Origin of the sequence: Erysipelothrix anatis, from assembly GCF_009828745.1 — a bacterium.
Classification (GTDB): domain Bacteria; phylum Bacillota_I; class Bacilli_A; order Erysipelotrichales; family Erysipelotrichaceae; genus Erysipelothrix; species Erysipelothrix anatis.
Genome location: NZ_WTSX01000008.1, coordinates 1 through 17,201, shown reverse-complemented (window position 1 = coordinate 17,201; position 17,201 = coordinate 1). Strand labels below are relative to the sequence as shown.

Sequence of the window (17,201 nt, the reverse complement as noted above, 5' to 3'; positions counted from 1 at the left end):
TTGTATTTTTATCATGGGGCGACCGACGGGACTTGAACCCGCGAGTGCCGGAGCCACAACCCGGTGCGTTAACCAACTTCGCCACGACCGCCATATGCTTTGACATTATAGCCCATAAAAAATCGTTTGTAAATAGGGTATATTAAAAATAACGAAATATGATATAGTTACTGTAATAATGGAGGAAAAAACACGATGAAAATTGCAGTGATCACAGACTCATCCGCAGGAATTTCTAAGGCACAAGCTGAAGAATACGGAATCTACGTGGCACGTATGCCAATAACCATAGACGGGAAAGAATATATGGAAGAAGAAGGGATTTCACGTGAAGACCTCATTGCAGCAATGCGACGTGGTTCAACTGTTGGAACATCTCAGCCACCATTGGGGGCAATGATGGAACAATTTGAAACACTCTTGAAGACATATGACCATATTATATTTCTTCCCATTTCAAGTAAGTTAAGCGGTACATTTCAAACAGTCTCAAGCATTATCGATGACTTTGATCGCCGTATAACTGTAATTGATTCAAAATTTGTGGCAGCTCCATTACTTTTATTATCAAAAGATGTAAAACAAATGGTGGATAATGGTATGACACCCGATGCGATTAAAAGCCATGTGGAACAAAATGCAGACATGTTTGCACCATTGATTCCCGAAGATATTCAATACCTCAAACGAGGGGGGCGAATTACGCCAACGGCAGCCGCGATTGCAAACTTACTGAAAATCATTCCTGTTCTTAAAGTTGCGAACGGTGAAATTGATTTATTGGAAAAAGTACGTACTCATAAAAAAGCAGTAAAAGTTGGTGTTGAGAAAGTAACAGAAGGCCGCAATCCAGAAGCATACCATTGGGTCGTGCTTGACGGAGATTGCGATCCTAAATTACTACAACAAACGATTGATGATGTTGAGAAAATTACGGGACAAACGGTTATTCGTGAGTTGTTGTATCCAATTGTCCTTGCCCATACAGGGCCCGGTTCAATTTCAATCGCAGCTTACAAAAAGATTATTTAAGAGGAGTAAATCATGAATTCAATTGAAACAAATCTAGTCGCAGCGCTAGAAACCATCATAAAAGAAGCATTCGGTATCGATCATGAACCGGGCTTAGTTATGTTAGAAATTCCAAACAAATCTGAAATGGGTGATTATTCATCCAATATTGCAATGCGCTTAACCAAACGTGTGGGGAAAAATCCACGCGAAATAGCAACTATTATTACAGAAGCCATTGCAGCAAACCCAATGATCCAAAAGGTGGAAGTTGCGGGACCAGGATTTATTAACTTTTTTATGAAACCATCAGTATTGGGCGATGTTATCAATACGGTCTTAGATGCTAAAGATAACTATGGTCGCTCCACAGTAGGCGCTGGAAAAAGTGTCCTTGTAGAGTACGTTAGTGCAAACCCAACAGGACAACTTCATGTTGGACATGCTCGCGGTGCGGCATGGGGTGATTCATTAACACGAATCATGACGTATGCAGGTTATGATGTCTTACGTGAATATTATGTTAATGACCTTGGAAATCAAATCACAATGCTAAGCCATTCACTGTATGCACGTTATCAACAAGCGTATGGTATTGAAGCTGTGATGCCTGAAGACGGCTATCATGGTGAAGACATTAAACAAATTGCCCAAGATGTTATTGCACGTGAAGGTGACGCATGGCTCACAAAACCACAAGAAGAATGGGAACCATTCTTTAAAAAAATTGGTATTGAGTTTGAACTGGAACGTATTGAACGTGATCTTGGTAAATTTGGGGTTTCATTCGACTCATGGGTCAGTGAAAAATCCGTTTACGACAATGGTAGTGTTGTCCGTCGCTTAGAAGAAATGAAAGCAAATGGCGAAACTTATGAAAAAGATGATGCATTATGGTTTGCATCCACAAAATATGGTGATGATAAAGACCGAGTGCTGATTAAATCAGATGGTTCATACACATATCTTGTACCAGATATTGCTTACCACCTCTACAAACTAGAACGTGGTTATCAACGTCTTCTCAACCTTTGGGGTGGCGATCATCATGGATATATTCCACGAATGAATGCTGCGCTTGAGTCCTTTGGATATAAAGACGTCATGGATGTCGATATCATTCAAATGGTACGCCTTGTGGAAAATGGGGAAGAAGTTAAGATGTCCAAACGTACAGGAAATGCTGTAGGTCTTGTGGATCTTATTGATGATATTGGTGTTGATGCAGCCCGTTATTTCTTTGCAAGCCGTGCACTACAGACACCACTTGATTTTGATTTGGGTCTTGCCCGAACACAATCAAATGACAACCCTGTTTTTTACGCACAATATGCGCATGCGCGCATCGCATCAATCTTGCGTCAAGCAGGTGATGTAAATCGTGTACCTGTTATTGATTTACTAACACATCAAAAAGAAGTAGAGCTACTTAAACATATTAACGAATTCAGCTCTGTAGTTGCGGATACAGCTAAAAATCGTACCGTTCATAAAATTACAAACTATATTCAAGAATTAGCAGCATATTTCCATAGTTTCTATGGAGAATTAAAAGTCAATGATCCAAGTAATCCAGCTTTAACACAACAACGTCTAAACTTACTTGTGGCAACACAAATTACATTAAAAAATGCACTAAACCTTGTTGGGGTTTCAGCACCTGAACAAATGTAGTTGCACATCCTAGTGTATCAGTGTATTATATAAGTATCACAAGGAGGTCATGGCATGTCGTTAAATAAAAGTACGGTAGCAATCTACCGACAAATAATTGACTACTTTCAATATGAAATAGCATCAGGCCGTGCTGTACCAGGGGAACGTATTGATTCGATTCGTAACTTAGCACTTAAGTTTAAGGTGAATCCAAATACAGTACAAAAAGGCTTAACAGAATTAGAACGTGATGGATTTATCATCACAGATAGAACAAACGGAAAATTTGTGACAGAGGATGAAGTTAAAATTCAAGAATTGAAACAGAAACTAACGCACGATTTAACTGTTGACTTTGTTCAAAGGGCGAAAGATTTAAATATAGGCAGCGAGGCACTTCTAGAAGCAGTCACGCTGGTGTGGGAGGAATAATATGAATCAACCATTCTTAAGTATGCGTAATGTATCGAAACAATACGGATCATATCCTGTGCTTCGAGGCATTAATTTAGAATTAGACGGTGGTAAGATTATCGGTTTGTGTGGACCTAACGGTTCTGGAAAAACAACGATGATTAAATCCATTATGGGATTACTCAGAGATTTTGATGGCGAAATTTTGGTCCAAGGTAATGAAATTGGTGCAATTTCAAAAGCAAAAATCTCATATTTACCTGATGTAGAATATTTAGAACCAACACTTACAGGAATCAATGCAGCAAAACTGTATAAAGATATCTACCCTGATTTTGACATGGCAGTGTTAGAAGACTTGTTCTTAAAACTAAAACTGGATCCAACGATGCCAGTTTCCAAAATGTCAAAAGGGATGCGTGAAAAATTTCAGCTAGCATTGTGCTTGTCAAGAAAAGCTGATATCTATATTTTTGATGAACCGATTGCAGGGGTTGACCCAGCATCACGTGATTCAATTTTAGATACAATTCTTGGTAATTATGCAAACGATGCGTTATTGATTATTGCCACGCACTTAATTGCTGATATTGAGCCAGTCTTGGATGAAGTTGTTTTCCTTAAAGAAGGACAAATTCACCTTCACCGAAACTGTGATGATCTACGTGAAGAGTACAATGCATCGGTTAATGATGTATTCCGTGAGGTGTTCAAATGGTAATCAAACTTGTTAAAAACGAAATTAAAGCAACAGCAAAATCATTCTTGCCAGTGCTTATTATGACAATTATTGGTGCAGTCCTTGCCGTTGTCATTGTGTTCCAAATGAAAGATGTCACAAGTGGTCTTGAACTAACGACATTCGGATCAATTTTCCTTGGTGTCGCGATGCTAGCAATCTATGCCATGATTATTGCATCAATTGTACTAACCTATAAAGCACTTATTGATATGCTTTACAAAGGTATTTATAAGAAAAGTGCTTATCGCTTATTTACATACCCTGCATCATCAACTGAAATTTTCATAGCCAAAACAATTACAGCATCCTTCTGGAGTCTTGTTTCATTTGGAGGAATCTTTGCCATTTACTTTGGTGCAATCAGTATTTTCTTTATCGATGCATCCACATGGCGTCAAATTACCAAAATCTTTAGTTTCTTATTTGGCTCAATCTTTGAAGGGAATGCAACCTTTGCATCATTCCTCATTGTACTTGGTCAATTTACACAAACAATCTTGTGGGTATCCGTATTATTGTTTGCAGGAAGTATTGCGAACTCAAGCCGATTCAGAAACAATCGTGGTTTATTAACATTTGTATTCTTTATCGGAATGTATTTCCTAATTTTAATTATGTCAAATATCATGTTACCAGGATCTGGATTTGACATCACGAGTATCGAAAATGGCACAGGTGGTGGAATTTCAAATTCATACCAAGTCATATCATTGATTAAAGATGTTATCTTTATCATTATTAGTGGTGTTGGAACGATTTGGTTCTGGAACAACAAACTTGAAATCTTAAACTAAAACAAATAAAAACTCCGGTGTAAATATCGGAGTTTTTGTGTGCTTAAAAATCTAAGGTCATGTAAGGTTTGTGGTCCAACGTTAGTATTGATATTGATGAATCGCTGAGATATCCGTAAGAATTAGGATGTCCGCCCTTTGGGAGTGCAATTGAACCAGGATTATACATAAGGGTGTTACCGGATATTTCGAGGACAGGGATGTGCGTATGGCCTGAAATAAAGATGTCAGCGTTTGATTGAGGGCCAAACGTATTTGGATCAACCAAGTGTCCGTGTGTAATATATATCTTCTTATTATTAAGTTGTGTCAGGGTGTAGTCTTGCATCATTGGAAAGTTCAACAACATTTGGTCGACTTCAGCATCGCAATTACCACGTACCGCTAAAATAGGAACGGTTTCGGAATTTAATAAATCGGCAACAGCTTGTGGATTGTAGTCATCCAAGATTGGATTTCGTGGACCATGATAGAGGGAATCACCGACCAAGATTATTTGATCATAAGGCAAAGGTGTTGCTAAAACCTCCTGCAACCGCTGGTGACTTCCGTGGATATCGGAAATAATTAATGTATTCATCGTAATACCTCCTAAAACTATTATAAAAGAAAATGTGAAGTCGTGTAACACAATTCACGAAATTGACATAAACTACAAGTCTTAGTATGCTAAAATAACTACAGGAAGTGGACATATGAAAAATACAACCAAACAATCAAAAGGACTTGTGCTCTTTATAACAATACTATCACTTGCAATTATGAGTGTTGGGGGCTTTTACATTATGAAGGGATTTCAAGGAAACAAAAATAATTCTGGTGTCGGAACCGTAAGTCAAAATAATTTTTATACATTACGTAAAAATGCAACACCACATCAAAAGGAAATCTATGATCAATTATCGGATGCACTAAATCAAGATGTGCGTGACGATCAAAAAATAGCTGGGCTTGTAGCTCAGAGTTTTGTTGCGGATTTCTATACATGGACAAATAAAACAAAATTTAACGATGTTGGAGGACTCCAGTTTATTCACCAAGATATTCGAAAACCTGTCTTTGACCAGGCACTCGATAATATTTATGGGGATATGAACTATTACCTTCAAAAAGGCGACATTGCCAATACGTTGGAGGTCAATCAGTCAACAACGAAACCAACAACGAATGTTAAATTTTTAATGCAGGAAGAGGAAATGGATGAAGACGGTGTTATCACGAAAGAAGCTATCACAGTTGATGCTTTCCAAGTTGAAATCACATGGACTTATAAAGAAGCAACTGCAGTGAAAACCGGAGACTTCCAAAAATCATCGACCATAACAATCGTGAAAGATACCGATGGCTTATACTCAATCGTGGAGGTAACTGATGGACAACCAACAGACACCAACAACCAAGCCTAAATTTTCATTGTGGGACAATGTATACGTTGGAATGGGCGTAGCGCTTATCAGCAACGGACTTGTTATCGCACTACTCTTTATAGTAGGAAACTACATGAAAATCCATGCAGAGTACTTTACGTGGGCAATAGGAATCCTTGTGATTCTTGCGTTACTTCTTAATATTACATTCCTCGTGGGATATGCAAAAAATAAACGCATATTTCGCATCGTAACGGTCGTCATTGGGTTACTCCTAATAACCGTGGGGAGTGTTGCAACATACTACCTTTACCGTACGGATTTCCTCATTAATCAAATTGTTAATACGACAGGTCAAGAGAATGTCGAGCATGTCGTTGTATCCATTGATGGTACACTAACAGAAAATGATTTAGATGGAAAACGTGTTGGATTTGTAACAAGCACAAATCCTGAGTTTGCACCGTTGATGCAAGATACGATTCATCGTTACTCACGGACAGTCGAGTTCGTTGAATATCCAAGCAACAAAGAACTTGTCCAAGCGGCGATTGATAAGGAAATTCCATTTGCTGTCTTACCGAAAAACTATACACGTGTTGCGGAAACAGTGGATGCTCCAGTGAATCCATTTGAAAAATCAAAAGCAATTATTCAATTTTCAACATCGATAACATCAGATATTTCGAGTGTCGATGTTATTAAAGAACCGTTTACCATGCTTATGCTGGGAAACAATGACAACTTATCAGACTCAATCATTCTGGCAACCTTTAATCCACAAACGATGAAAGCAACGATGACAAGTATTCCTCGTGACAGTTATGTTCCAATTGCATGCTACCCTGGACAGTCGTCAGATAAAATCAACCATGCTCGAGGTATCAGCCGTGAATGTATGATTGATACTGTGGAAAACTTCTTGGATATCCAAGTGGATTTCTACTTCGAAACAGACTTCTATGCACTCGTTAAGATTGTTGATGCTTTAGGAGGCCTTGAAATTGAATCGCCACATCAATTTGCGGGATCATTCCCAATTGAAGGTTCAAATCCTGTGGAGTACGACGATATCACTGTTCCTGCAGGTCTTAATCATTTAGATGGTAAGCAAGTTGTTACCTTTGCACGTGAACGTCATACGTTCCCTGATGGTGACTTTGCCCGTCAACGAAACCAACAATATGTAATTCAAGAAGTTGCGAAAAAGATTATCAACACCCGCAATCCGAATACCCTTGTAAGTGTTCTCGATGGCGCAAAAGATAACATTTCTACGAACATGTCAGTCAGTGATATGACAGGACTTATGGGGTATGCAATTCAAAGTATTCAATCATCACCACTTGAACCTATGGATACCTTCAGAATTACACAGTCGCAAGTCTTAGGCGTTCCAGATTTCGTGGGTGATGCGTCTGTGGTTCGTCCATACTCAACATATGTCAATAACACACGTACATTGATCGATCAAAATATGGAAAAAGAACCTCGATTGCAAAATGATACATCCTTTGGCTTTACACTCTTAAAACCCTATGATGCTTTCACTCAAAATCCAGATTTAGAACCATTTGATGGGCTATTCTGGTCACCGAACGGTCCGACACGCTTACCGGTGTCAGAACGCGAAGAGACAACAGAGCAGGAACAAACAAGAGAGCCACAAACAAATAATCAAAACGAATCTCAACAGAATACACAAACAGAACGTCCGACTGATAACGAAGAAGAAGCGGTGGAAGAAACAAAACCACCAATTACGAAACCAACAGAACCGGAAACCAAACCTGATACGGATAATGAGAACCAAAAACCAGACGATAACTCAGGAACAAATTCAACAAAACCAGATTCAGGTTCATCTGGTCAAGCACAAAAGCCAACGAATAGTTAGCACAGAAATTGTAATTTAATGAAAGCAAAACCGTCGTGTGCACGTCATTGCAGCGATGGTTTTATTTCGATAAGGAGGCAACCGATGCGACACCGAAAACAACCCAAAGCCAAGCGTTTTTTTGATGCACCATTCTATGGTATTCTCATAACCTTTGCAACCAATATTGTAATAGCGATGATGATCGTTCTTGCAGGTAATTATATGAAAATCCATTCGGAGTACTTTACGATGGGAATTGGAATATTGGTTATTCTAGCACTTGTCTTAAATCTAACGTTCTTAATCGGGTATGCGAAACGTGTTCGATTCATGCGAACTATCACTGTTTTCTTTGGAATTGCTTTACTTACAGTGAGTGGAGTTGCTACTTATTATCTATATAAAACAGATTCTTTAATAAACCAAATTATCAACATTTCGGGAGAAGAAAGTATTGACTACGTTATTGTCTCAATTGATGGAACGAAAACAGACAAAGATTTAGCCGGCGCGAAAGTGGGTTATATTCAAAGTGTCAATCCAGAATTTGAAACGCTTATTCAAGAGAATGTACAGAGATACTCACGAACTTCGGAACTGGTCGAATATAAAGATACCAAGAGTTTGGTGGATGCAGCCCTTAACAAAGAAATTCCGTTTGCGGTACTTCCTAAGAACTACACACGACTTGCTGAAACTGTTGATGCACCTGTGAATCCGTTCGAGCCATCAAAGAGTATTGTGAACTTTTCGGCATCTGTATCTTCAGAAGTATCTAATGTTGATGTTGTACGTGAACCCTTTACCTTACTCATGCTGGGAAACAATGATAATCTATCCGATTCCATCATTCTTGCAACATTCAACCCAAACACGATGAAAGCAACAATGACAAGTGTCCCACGTGATAGTTATGTCCCTATAGCATGTTACCCAGGCCAAACTTTTGATAAAATAAATCATTCGCGTGGTATTAGCCGTGAATGCATGATTGATACTGTGGAGAATTTCCTTGATGTTGATATCGATTTCTACTTTGAAACAGATTTTTATGCTCTTGAGAAAATTGTCGACGCGCTTGGGGGACTAGATATTGAGTCGCCATTACAATTCGCGGGTTCATTCCCAATTGAAGACTCAAATCCAGTCGAATACGAACCAATAACTGTACCTGAAGGGATGAATCATCTCGACGGAAAACAAGTTGTTACATTTGCCCGCGAACGCTATAGCTTCGCAGATAATGATTTTGCTCGCCAACGAAACCAACAGTATGTCATTCGAGAGATAGCGGCAGCTATTATTAATACTCGCAATCCCAATACACTCGTAAATATTTTGGATGGAGCTAAAAACAATATTTCAACGAACATGTCCGTTAATCACATGACATCTCTGATGGGGTATGCAATCACAAGTATCCAAACGTCACCACTAGAACCAATGGAAACATTCAGAATTGTCCAATCACAAATACTTGGAGAACCCGATGAAGCACCGAATGGTGCAAGCGTAATTCGTCCATATACTACGTATGTGCATAATACGCGAACACTCATCGATCAAAATATGGAGACAACTCCGCAGCTTCAAGGCGATACAGCCTTCGGTTTCACGTTTTCAAAACCATATGATGCGTTTACTCAAAACCCTGACTTAGAAACATTTGATGGTCGCTTGTGGTCGGAGAATGAGTTAAAGAGTAATCGAGATCGTTCAAAAGATAAATCCATTGCGAATCAAGAAACCAAGATAAATGGCACCAATGATTCGAAAACATCACAAACGAACTCCAAAAATACGCAGGACTCAAATAGCTCAAAAAACGAAAGCATCGATAGTATGACTGCAAATGGCGAAGTTAAAGTACCAGACTTTAGCACGATGAGTCGTGACGCTATCAATAAATGGGCAACAAAGCATAAAATTGACATCGAATTTGCACAATCAGAACAGAGTTCAGAAATGTTCAATGATGGCCAATTTTGGTCGCAATCGAGTCTTGAGGGTGATGTACTACCACAAGGGTCCACAATTGTGATTCATTATGTTGTGAAAACATAAAAATGTGTTTACAATTGTAATCGTTTATGCAAGAATTAATAGAGAAGGATAAGGAAGTGATGCCACTTCCTTTCGTCTTTGTTGAAAAGAAAGTCGGACTGTACGATAATAGTAACGTTAAAACAGGAGAAGTTTTATGAAACACGTATTTATTATTAATCCAATTTCAGGACTGGGGAATGTAAAAGATGTTGCTGGTTGGGTTCATGAATATTTTGAAAAAAGTAATGAAAGTTATGAAATTCGTTTTACGGAATCTGTTGGTCATGCACAACGCATTGCATCTGAATATACAGAAGAAGTCGTCTTATATTCCGTTGGTGGTGATGGAACAGCCCACGAGATTCTAAACGGAATGCACTTTGACTCACAACTCGCAATAATACCTGTGGGAACAGGTAATGATTTTTGGCGAATGATCGCAGCGGATAAAAAGGATATTAAAGATGTACTTTATCGAACAATTGAAGGCGAAGTTCATAATATTGATATTGGAATCGCGAATGATCACTATTTCCTAAACTGCCTAAATATCGGAGTAGACGCTGATGTTAACAAACGCGTCAATGCAGTTCGTACAACAATCTTCCCCCGTTCACTTGTATATATCTACAACGCGGTGATTGCACTAGCGGTAAAAAAGAAAACGCATTTAGATATAACGATGAATGGCGAGACACAACGATTCGATACGCTACTCACATCTGTAATGAACGGAAAGTGGTACGGCGGCGGGTTTAAGAGTGCCCCATTGGCAGATATTGAAGATGGATTGTTAGATGTAACCATTGTTAGTGATGTTCCTTTTTGGAGATTGCCGAAATTATTTCCAATGTACTATAAAGGAAATCATCTAGGACTTGATGTTGTGGAAACTCAAAAAGTCACAGAATTACATATTCATGCAAATCATCCAGTTGCAGTAGGATATGATGGAGAAGTCTTTGAATATACGGATATTGCAATCAAAGTATTACAAGGAAAACTCAAATTTAGAATGCCTGTGGGCAACAACACTTAATTTTTGAGTAGTTGTGGTATAATATACAGGCTTAGGAGGTAATACACATGAAAAACTTAACAAAAGCTAACTTCAATGAAGAAATTTCAGATGGCGTTGTATTAGTAGATTTTTACGCTGACTGGTGTGGACCTTGCAAGATGATCTCCCCGATTCTTGCTGAACTATCAGAGGTACATGCTGACAAGGCTACAATCGTCAAAGTTAATGTTGATGAGGAAGGCGAGCTTGCACAACGTTTCGACGTTATGTCAATCCCAACGCTTATCTTGTTTAAAGACGGAAAACCTGTTGGTCGCAAAACAGGATTCATGCCAAAACCAGAACTTGAAAAATTCATCACATCAGCTGAATAATTTAAACACCAACAATTTTGTTGGTGTTTTTTTTCATATGTATTGCATTTCAAAAATGAATATGTATAATAAAACTTGTGTTTAAGGTTACTAATATATTTGTTTAGCAATACTAAACAAGCGAGGTGCATATGGAAATCGGGAAAAAACTCAAACAATTACGCATAAAAAACGGATTAACGTTAGAAGAGCTAGCAAGTCGTAGTGAACTGTCGAAAGGCTTTTTATCGCAATTGGAAAATGATTTAACATCGCCATCAATCGCAACGCTTAGTGATCTTGTAGAAGCGTTGGGTACGGACTTATCAGCATTCTTCAAACAAGAAAAAGAGGAACAGATTGTTTTTAAATCAGATGACTACTTTATTGATGAGAATGAAGACCATACAATCCACTGGATTGTTCCCAATGCACAAAAAAATGAAATGGAACCCATCATGCTTGAACTTAAAGCAGGTGGTGTTTCAAATACGATCGAACCCCATGAAGGTGAAGAATTCGGTTATGTACTGCAGGGAAAAATACTTCTTAAGTATGGTGATGAAGAACTCACCGTATCTAAAGGACAAACATTTTATATTAACGGGAGCAAAACGCACGTGATTGAGAATCCGTACCAACAAACGGCTCGACTCATTTGGGTATGTACCCCACCGATTTTTTAAGGAGGAAACGCATGGAAAACAAACCATTGATTCAATTTCGAAATATCGTTAAGAGTTTTGATGACCAACTAGTCTTAAAAGGAATTAACCTTGATATTTTTGAAAATGAATTTGTAACACTACTGGGACCATCAGGATGTGGCAAAACAACATTACTGAGAATTCTTGGAGGATTCTTAGAACAAAATTCAGGAGAAGTTTACTTCGATGAATTAGAGATTACAAAACTTCCGGCCTACAAACGTGAAGTCAATACAGTTTTTCAACGGTATGCACTCTTTCCACATTTAAATGTCTATGAAAATATTGCATTTGGACTTCGCATCAAAAAGGAAGATGAAAGCATCATTAAACAAAAAGTTGAACGGATGCTTGAACTTGTAGGCCTTGTTGGCTATGAACACCGCAGTGTTACCGCAATGTCAGGTGGACAGCAACAACGGATTGCGATTGCACGTGCGCTTGTTAACGAACCCATGGTTTTACTCCTTGATGAACCCTTGGGAGCACTCGATTTAAAACTACGTAAAGAAATGCAACACGAACTCAAAGCTATTCAGCAAGATGTTGGAATTACTTTCGTTTATGTTACCCATGATCAAGAAGAAGCATTAACGATGTCCGACAAGATTGTAGTTATGAATGCGGGTGAGATTCAACAAATCGGAACCCCAACAGATATTTACAATGAACCAGAGAACCGCTTTGTTGCAAACTTTATTGGTGACTCAAATATCTTTGAGGGTACAATGATTCGCGATAACCTTGTCGAGTTTGACGGCACTCAATTTGAATGTGTTGATCATGGATTCGATGAAAATGAAAAAGTTGATATTGTTATCCGACCTGAAGACATCGATATTGTTGATGTTGAACTTGGGAAACTAACGGGTGTTGTTGATTCAATTCTCTTTAAAGGCGTTCACTATGAAATAGTCGTAAAAACGGAAAATCGTGAATTTATTATTCATACAACCGATATATCTGAAATAGGAAAAGAAGTAGGCATCCACTTCTTCCCAGAAGATATCCATGTTATGTACACGATGGAGACTTATTAGTGAAAAGCTATCGTAAGTTAATCACACCTTATGCTGTCTGGATGTCACTCTTCGTAGTATTACCGATGTTTATCATCCTAATCTACGCACTGACAACAAAAGGCAATGATGTTGTGACGCTACAATTATCATTAGATAACTTCAAAAAATTCTTTGATCCAGTCTTTATCAAAGTCTTGCTCGAATCCCTAAAAATTGCAACTGTAACAACGGTAATTTGTTTAATTATAGGATACCCACTTGCATACATCATTTCACGCCGTAGCGAAAAGATGCAAACTCTCTTAATTCTGTTGGTGACACTACCGATGTGGATTAATATGTTGGTCCGAACATATGCTTGGATTAGCATTCTGTCAGATGTTGGTATCATTAATAATATTCTCGGATTCTTTGGGATTCCACCTATTAAAATGATGTATACCGACTTTGCCGTAATTCTAGGTATGGTTTACAACTTCTTACCATTTATGATTATTCAAATTTATACAGTGTTATCCAAGCTGGATGAATCACTCATTCAAGCAAGTCACGATCTTGGAGCAAATCGTTTCCAAACATTTAGAAAAGTTATTTTCCCATTATCCCTTTCAGGTGTTATTTCGGGAATTACATTAGTATTTTTACCATCATTATCAACGTTTATTATTCCGAAATTTCTCGGAGGTGGAAGTTATGTCTTGATTGGTAACCTCATTGAGAACCAATTCATTAATATTGGTGATTACAACTTCGGATCAGCCATTTCACTCATTATGGCAATTCTCATCCTCGTTTCGATGCACTTTGCACAACGTGCCGACAAGTCGAATACTGACGAAGTGATGAAGGGAGGGAAAATCTAATGAAAAAAGAACGTAAATTTGGAAGTATCTTAACACTTGCAGCAATGCTGATCTTCTTCTACGGTCCAATTATCGTTATGATTGTCTTCTCGTTCAATAGTTCGAAATCATTGACATCATGGACAGGTTTCTCAACAGACTGGTATTCCAAACTCTTTGAAAGCCGAGATATCATGGATGCAGTATCAAATTCGGTAAGCATTGCGATTATTGCAACAATCATCTCAACAATCGTAGGAACTCTAACAGCAATTGGTATTTCACGACACAAACCACTCGTTCGTAAGATTTACCTAAACATCAATAATCTTCCGGTGCTTAATCCAGAGATCGTTACAGCGATAGGGTTAATGCTACTCTTTATATCCTTGCCGAAGCTCGGCAAAGGATATATGACAATGCTTATTGCCCATATAACATTCTGTACACCTTATGTAATCCTAACCGTACTGCCAAAGCTTCGATCGTTAGATCCAAGCATTGCCGATGCAGCTATGGACCTGGGTGCAACACCCTTTGCAGCATTACGTAAAGTAATTCTGCCACAACTAACACCAGCCATAATTTCCGCTGCGCTAATTGCCTTCACCATGTCATTTGATGACTTCGTGATTTCATACTTTACAACAGGTAATGGTGTCAGCAATATTTCAATTTATGTCTATACGATGTCAAAACGTATTAATCCAATGATTAATGCACTCTCAACAATTATTGTTGTTATTATCACGATAGCCCTCATTTTAATCAACGTACTCCCACTCATCGTGAAAAAGAAAGATAAACGAAAGGTCGAAACCATATGAAAAAAATTTTAGTAGGACTTGCAGCACTAATTGTGCTTGCAGGATGTGCATCCGGTACATCAAAAGAAACACAAACACTCCGTGTATTTAACTGGGGTGAATACATAGACGAAACCCTTATTACAGAATTTGAAAAAGAATTTAATGCAAAAGTAATTTATGATCGCTTTGAATCCAACGAAGCAATGTATACAAAACTTCAAGATGGTTCAAGTTATGATATCTTAATTCCTTCAGACTATATGACACAACGTATGCGCGAAGAAGGTTTGCTTCAAAAAGTTGATTATTCTAAAATTCCTAACTACGCAAATGTTAATCCAAGTCTAAAAGGACGTCACATGGATCCAAATGATGAATATACAGTGCCATACTTCATGGGAAGTGTTGGAATTGTTTACAATAAGAATAATGTTGATCAAAAAGACTTAGATGCTCTTGGATGGAATATTTTCATGGATCAAAAATATGCAGGTAAAACATATTTCTACGATTCAGAGCGTGATGCTTTCATGGTTGCTTTAAAAGCTAATGGATACTCCATGAATACGACAAACCCAGAAGAATTAGAAATAGCATACAACTGGTTGGTTGAAATGCGCCAAACAATGTCTCCAATTTATGTAACAGACGAAGTTATTGATGGAATGGCTACAGGGGTCAAAGACCTTGCTGTAGTGTACTCAGGGGATGCAAGCTATATTCTATCAGAGAATCCTGATATGGCTTTCTATGCACCGTTACAAGGAACAAACGTATGGTCAGATACAATGGTTATCCCTACAAACGCACAAAACCCAGAACTTGCACATGAATGGATGAATTTCATGATTAGCGAAGATGCATCTACACGTATCTCTGAGGAAGTAGGTTACACAAGTCCGTTACCTACAGTTGTGGAGGCATTAACAGCACCAGGTGCTAAATATGCTGAAGTAAGCTCATACGTGCCACGTGATGGTTATGAGAAGGATGAAGAGTTTTTCTATGATGCAAACATGAAAGTTATTCTTTCAGATTATTGGCAAAAAATTAAAGCAGTTTAAGTAGTAATGTGAGGGTTATGCACAGGAGTTTATGTGCGTAACTCTCGCTTTTTATTAGCGAATCAAAGATCACCAATTAATTCACGAAAATAAATGTACAACATATTAAATGTAATACATACAAATGTGCGTTTGGCTCGCTAAAATAGCGGATATATTAAATATTCAAATTCTCGATTCAAGAATGAAAAATTCTACTAAATTATAAAAGAATTAAATAATTATTAATCGTATCAGCATACTCAAACGCACTGTTTAGTGGGTTATTGATAGTGTTGGGAAAATATTGCTAAAAAACGTAATTCTTTTTCAATAATATGCTTGCATTTTGTTTCTGTTATTGTATAATGTAAAAGCAGTCAAGGAAACGGCAAGTCAATCGCAAGATTAAAAGTCGCTTAAAATGGTTCCTTAGCCAAGTGGTAAGGCAACAGACTGCAACTCTGTCATCGTCGGTTCGAATCCGATAGGAACCTCCAATATGGGGATGTGGCGGAATTGGTAGACGCAACGGACTTAAAATCCGTTGAAGGCAACTTCGTATGGGTTCAAGTCCCTTCATCCCCACCATTACTTTTTAACTGGTGGATCCACAATTCAATAAACGATGTACATTCGCGCTCGTAGCTCAACTGGATAGAGCACTTGATTACGGCTCAAGAGGTTATGGGTTCAACTCCTGTCGAGCGCGCCATATTAGTCGGGATGTAGCACAGCTTGGTAGTGCACCTGGTTTGGGACCAGGGGGTCGCAGGTTCGAATCCTGTCATCCCGACCATTTTATTTTAAAACACATTTATACATGGCGGGTTAGCTCAGTTGGCTAGAGCGTCCGGTTCATACCCGGAAGGTCGCGAGTTCGAATCTCACACCCGCTACCATTTATCTAAAACAAACTACTGTAGTATTGGACCCTTAGCTCAGTTGGTTAGAGCTACCGGCTCATAACCGGTTGGTCGTAGGTTCGAGTCCTACAGGGTCCACCAAATAAAACAAAATTTCCTTATGGAGGAGTACCCAAGTGGCTGAAGGGACTGGTCTTGAAAACCAGCAGACGTGAGAGCGTGCGGGAGTTCGAATCTCCCCTCCTCCGCCATAAATTTTGCTTGATTTGTTAAGTAAATGTGATATAATGGTGTAGCAGTAAAAATTACATATCGCGGGATGGAGCAGTCTGGTAGCTCGTCGGGCTCATAACCCGAAGGTCGTAGGTTCAAATCCTTCTCCCGCAACCAATGGCCCTGTAGCTCAGTCGGTAGAGCAACGGATTGAAGCTCCGTGTGTCGCCAGTTCGATTCTGGCTGGGGCCACCAATATGAAACAAACCCACTATTTAGTGGGTTTTTATTTGTGCATTTTAAAACCCCCAGATAGTCTGGGGGTTCGATTATAGCTTTAGCGATGTATTCTGTTTTAAACCTCCATTTGATAATATTTAAGTGTAGTCTGCAAACTATCTAAAATTATCAAAGGA

The 17,201-nt window shown here is 38.5% G+C and carries 16 protein-coding genes and 10 tRNA genes; 24 read left to right on the top strand and 2 right to left on the bottom strand.

Annotated elements, in window-relative coordinates:
• Positions 1-14: 14 nt before the first annotated feature.
• Positions 15-91 (bottom strand) — tRNA-His (locus GVV19_RS06910).
• A 104-nt stretch (positions 92-195) separates the two neighbouring features.
• Here GVV19_RS06910 and GVV19_RS06905 point away from each other — a divergent pair.
• From GVV19_RS06905 to GVV19_RS06885, 5 genes are read left to right on the top strand one after another with little or no spacing between them, the layout of a single operon-like run.
• The gene (locus GVV19_RS06905) at positions 196-1,032 is read left to right on the top strand and encodes a DegV family protein (RefSeq protein WP_159637438.1); all 837 of its coding nucleotides are present in this window, start codon (positions 196-198) and stop codon (positions 1,030-1,032) included.
• Positions 1,033-1,044: 12 nt separating this feature from the next.
• On the top strand, positions 1,045-2,685 hold the full coding sequence (gene argS, locus GVV19_RS06900) for an arginine--tRNA ligase (protein WP_159639470.1): 1,641 nt from the start codon (positions 1,045-1,047) through the stop codon (positions 2,683-2,685).
• Positions 2,686-2,739: 54 nt separating this feature from the next.
• Complete coding sequence (locus tag GVV19_RS06895) at positions 2,740-3,099, top strand: GntR family transcriptional regulator (RefSeq protein ID WP_159639469.1); 360 nt, start codon at positions 2,740-2,742, stop codon at positions 3,097-3,099.
• Position 3,100: 1 nt separating this feature from the next.
• Positions 3,101-3,802, top strand: a complete 702-nt coding sequence (locus tag GVV19_RS06890) for an ATP-binding cassette domain-containing protein (protein WP_159637402.1) — start codon at positions 3,101-3,103, stop codon at positions 3,800-3,802.
• Complete coding sequence (locus GVV19_RS06885; protein WP_159646639.1) at positions 3,796-4,617, top strand: hypothetical protein; 822 nt, start codon at positions 3,796-3,798, stop codon at positions 4,615-4,617. Before GVV19_RS06890 ends, GVV19_RS06885 begins: the two co-directional genes overlap by 7 nt.
• A 43-nt stretch (positions 4,618-4,660) precedes the next feature.
• On the opposite strand, the gene yfcE is transcribed toward GVV19_RS06885, so the two are convergent.
• Complete coding sequence (yfcE, locus tag GVV19_RS06880; RefSeq protein ID WP_159646637.1) at positions 4,661-5,197, bottom strand: phosphodiesterase; 537 nt, start codon at positions 5,195-5,197, stop codon at positions 4,661-4,663.
• 115 nt (positions 5,198-5,312) lie between these two features.
• Here yfcE and GVV19_RS06875 point away from each other — a divergent pair, with 115 nt between their 5' ends.
• The 19 genes from GVV19_RS06875 to GVV19_RS06785 all read left to right on the top strand — a co-directional run bounded on the left by GVV19_RS06875 (position 5,313) and on the right by GVV19_RS06785 (position 17,040).
• A complete protein-coding gene (locus tag GVV19_RS06875; RefSeq protein WP_159639466.1) occupies positions 5,313-6,023 on the top strand; it encodes a hypothetical protein in 711 nt (236 codons plus the stop codon).
• Positions 5,989-7,881 (top strand): LCP family protein, encoded by a 1,893-nt coding sequence (locus GVV19_RS06870; RefSeq protein ID WP_159646635.1) that lies wholly within the window; start codon positions 5,989-5,991, stop codon positions 7,879-7,881. The genes GVV19_RS06875 and GVV19_RS06870 overlap by 35 nt, the downstream gene beginning before the upstream one ends.
• Before the next feature lie 84 nt (positions 7,882-7,965).
• Positions 7,966-9,927 carry an LCP family protein gene (locus GVV19_RS06865; protein WP_159639464.1) on the top strand — a complete coding sequence of 654 codons (1,962 nt, stop codon included), beginning with the start codon at positions 7,966-7,968 and terminating at the stop codon, positions 9,925-9,927.
• 136 nt (positions 9,928-10,063) lie between these two features.
• On the top strand, positions 10,064-10,948 hold the full coding sequence (locus tag GVV19_RS06860) for a diacylglycerol/lipid kinase family protein (RefSeq protein ID WP_159646633.1): 885 nt from the start codon (positions 10,064-10,066) through the stop codon (positions 10,946-10,948).
• A gap of 47 nt (positions 10,949-10,995) precedes the next feature.
• Positions 10,996-11,304, top strand: coding sequence for a thioredoxin (gene trxA, locus GVV19_RS06855; protein WP_159637344.1), 309 nt, complete (start codon positions 10,996-10,998; stop codon positions 11,302-11,304).
• A 131-nt stretch (positions 11,305-11,435) separates the two neighbouring features.
• Positions 11,436-11,969: a helix-turn-helix domain-containing protein gene (locus GVV19_RS06850; RefSeq protein WP_159637338.1), complete on the top strand. Its 534-nt coding sequence runs from the start codon at positions 11,436-11,438 to the stop codon at positions 11,967-11,969.
• A gap of 11 nt (positions 11,970-11,980) precedes the next feature.
• On the top strand, positions 11,981-13,030 hold the full coding sequence (gene potA, locus GVV19_RS06845) for a spermidine/putrescine ABC transporter ATP-binding protein (RefSeq protein ID WP_159646631.1): 1,050 nt from the start codon (positions 11,981-11,983) through the stop codon (positions 13,028-13,030).
• Entirely contained in the window at positions 13,030-13,875 is an 846-nt protein-coding gene (locus GVV19_RS06840; RefSeq protein ID WP_159639461.1) for an ABC transporter permease, read from the top strand. The genes potA and GVV19_RS06840 overlap by 1 nt, the downstream gene beginning before the upstream one ends.
• Positions 13,875-14,681 (top strand): ABC transporter permease, encoded by an 807-nt coding sequence (locus tag GVV19_RS06835; protein WP_159639460.1) that lies wholly within the window; start codon positions 13,875-13,877, stop codon positions 14,679-14,681. The genes GVV19_RS06840 and GVV19_RS06835 overlap by 1 nt, the downstream gene beginning before the upstream one ends.
• Complete coding sequence (locus GVV19_RS06830; protein WP_159637298.1) at positions 14,678-15,727, top strand: ABC transporter substrate-binding protein; 1,050 nt, start codon at positions 14,678-14,680, stop codon at positions 15,725-15,727. The genes GVV19_RS06835 and GVV19_RS06830 overlap by 4 nt, the downstream gene beginning before the upstream one ends.
• Before the next feature lie 405 nt (positions 15,728-16,132).
• Positions 16,133-16,206: transfer RNA gene (locus tag GVV19_RS06825), tRNA-Cys, on the top strand.
• Positions 16,207-16,210: 4 nt separating this feature from the next.
• Positions 16,211-16,297 (top strand) — tRNA-Leu (locus GVV19_RS06820).
• Between the two features lie 47 nt (positions 16,298-16,344).
• Positions 16,345-16,421, top strand: a tRNA-Arg gene (locus tag GVV19_RS06815).
• A 7-nt stretch (positions 16,422-16,428) separates the two neighbouring features.
• Positions 16,429-16,505: transfer RNA gene (locus GVV19_RS06810), tRNA-Pro, on the top strand.
• A gap of 26 nt (positions 16,506-16,531) precedes the next feature.
• Positions 16,532-16,608: transfer RNA gene (locus GVV19_RS06805), tRNA-Met, on the top strand.
• 28 nt (positions 16,609-16,636) lie between these two features.
• Positions 16,637-16,713: transfer RNA gene (locus tag GVV19_RS06800), tRNA-Ile, on the top strand.
• Between the two features lie 21 nt (positions 16,714-16,734).
• Positions 16,735-16,823, top strand: a tRNA-Ser gene (locus GVV19_RS06795).
• Between the two features lie 62 nt (positions 16,824-16,885).
• Positions 16,886-16,962 (top strand) — tRNA-Met (locus GVV19_RS06790).
• Positions 16,963-16,964: 2 nt separating this feature from the next.
• Positions 16,965-17,040, top strand: a tRNA-Phe gene (locus GVV19_RS06785).
• Positions 17,041-17,201: the final 161 nt, after the last annotated feature.

What these genes read in the sequence shown, in the direction of transcription:
- GVV19_RS06895 (WP_159639469.1), top strand. Translation starts at nt 2,740, where the DNA reads ATGTCGTTAAATAAAAGTACGGTAGCAATCTACCGACAAATAATTGAC.
- GVV19_RS06850 (WP_159637338.1), top strand. Translation starts at nt 11,436, where the DNA reads ATGGAAATCGGGAAAAAACTCAAACAATTACGCATAAAAAACGGATTA.
- potA (WP_159646631.1), top strand. Translation starts at nt 11,981, where the DNA reads ATGGAAAACAAACCATTGATTCAATTTCGAAATATCGTTAAGAGTTTT.
- GVV19_RS06885 (WP_159646639.1), top strand. Translation starts at nt 3,796, where the DNA reads ATGGTAATCAAACTTGTTAAAAACGAAATTAAAGCAACAGCAAAATCA.
- argS (WP_159639470.1), top strand. Translation starts at nt 1,045, where the DNA reads ATGAATTCAATTGAAACAAATCTAGTCGCAGCGCTAGAAACCATCATA.
- GVV19_RS06830 (WP_159637298.1), top strand. Translation starts at nt 14,678, where the DNA reads ATGAAAAAAATTTTAGTAGGACTTGCAGCACTAATTGTGCTTGCAGGA.
- GVV19_RS06865 (WP_159639464.1), top strand. Translation starts at nt 7,966, where the DNA reads ATGCGACACCGAAAACAACCCAAAGCCAAGCGTTTTTTTGATGCACCA.
- GVV19_RS06870 (WP_159646635.1), top strand. Translation starts at nt 5,989, where the DNA reads ATGGACAACCAACAGACACCAACAACCAAGCCTAAATTTTCATTGTGG.
- trxA (WP_159637344.1), top strand. Translation starts at nt 10,996, where the DNA reads ATGAAAAACTTAACAAAAGCTAACTTCAATGAAGAAATTTCAGATGGC.
- yfcE (WP_159646637.1), bottom strand. Translation starts at nt 5,197, where the DNA reads ATGAATACATTAATTATTTCCGATATCCACGGAAGTCACCAGCGGTTG.
- GVV19_RS06890 (WP_159637402.1), top strand. Translation starts at nt 3,101, where the DNA reads ATGAATCAACCATTCTTAAGTATGCGTAATGTATCGAAACAATACGGA.
- GVV19_RS06835 (WP_159639460.1), top strand. Translation starts at nt 13,875, where the DNA reads ATGAAAAAAGAACGTAAATTTGGAAGTATCTTAACACTTGCAGCAATG.
- GVV19_RS06860 (WP_159646633.1), top strand. Translation starts at nt 10,064, where the DNA reads ATGAAACACGTATTTATTATTAATCCAATTTCAGGACTGGGGAATGTA.
- GVV19_RS06875 (WP_159639466.1), top strand. Translation starts at nt 5,313, where the DNA reads ATGAAAAATACAACCAAACAATCAAAAGGACTTGTGCTCTTTATAACA.
- GVV19_RS06905 (WP_159637438.1), top strand. Translation starts at nt 196, where the DNA reads ATGAAAATTGCAGTGATCACAGACTCATCCGCAGGAATTTCTAAGGCA.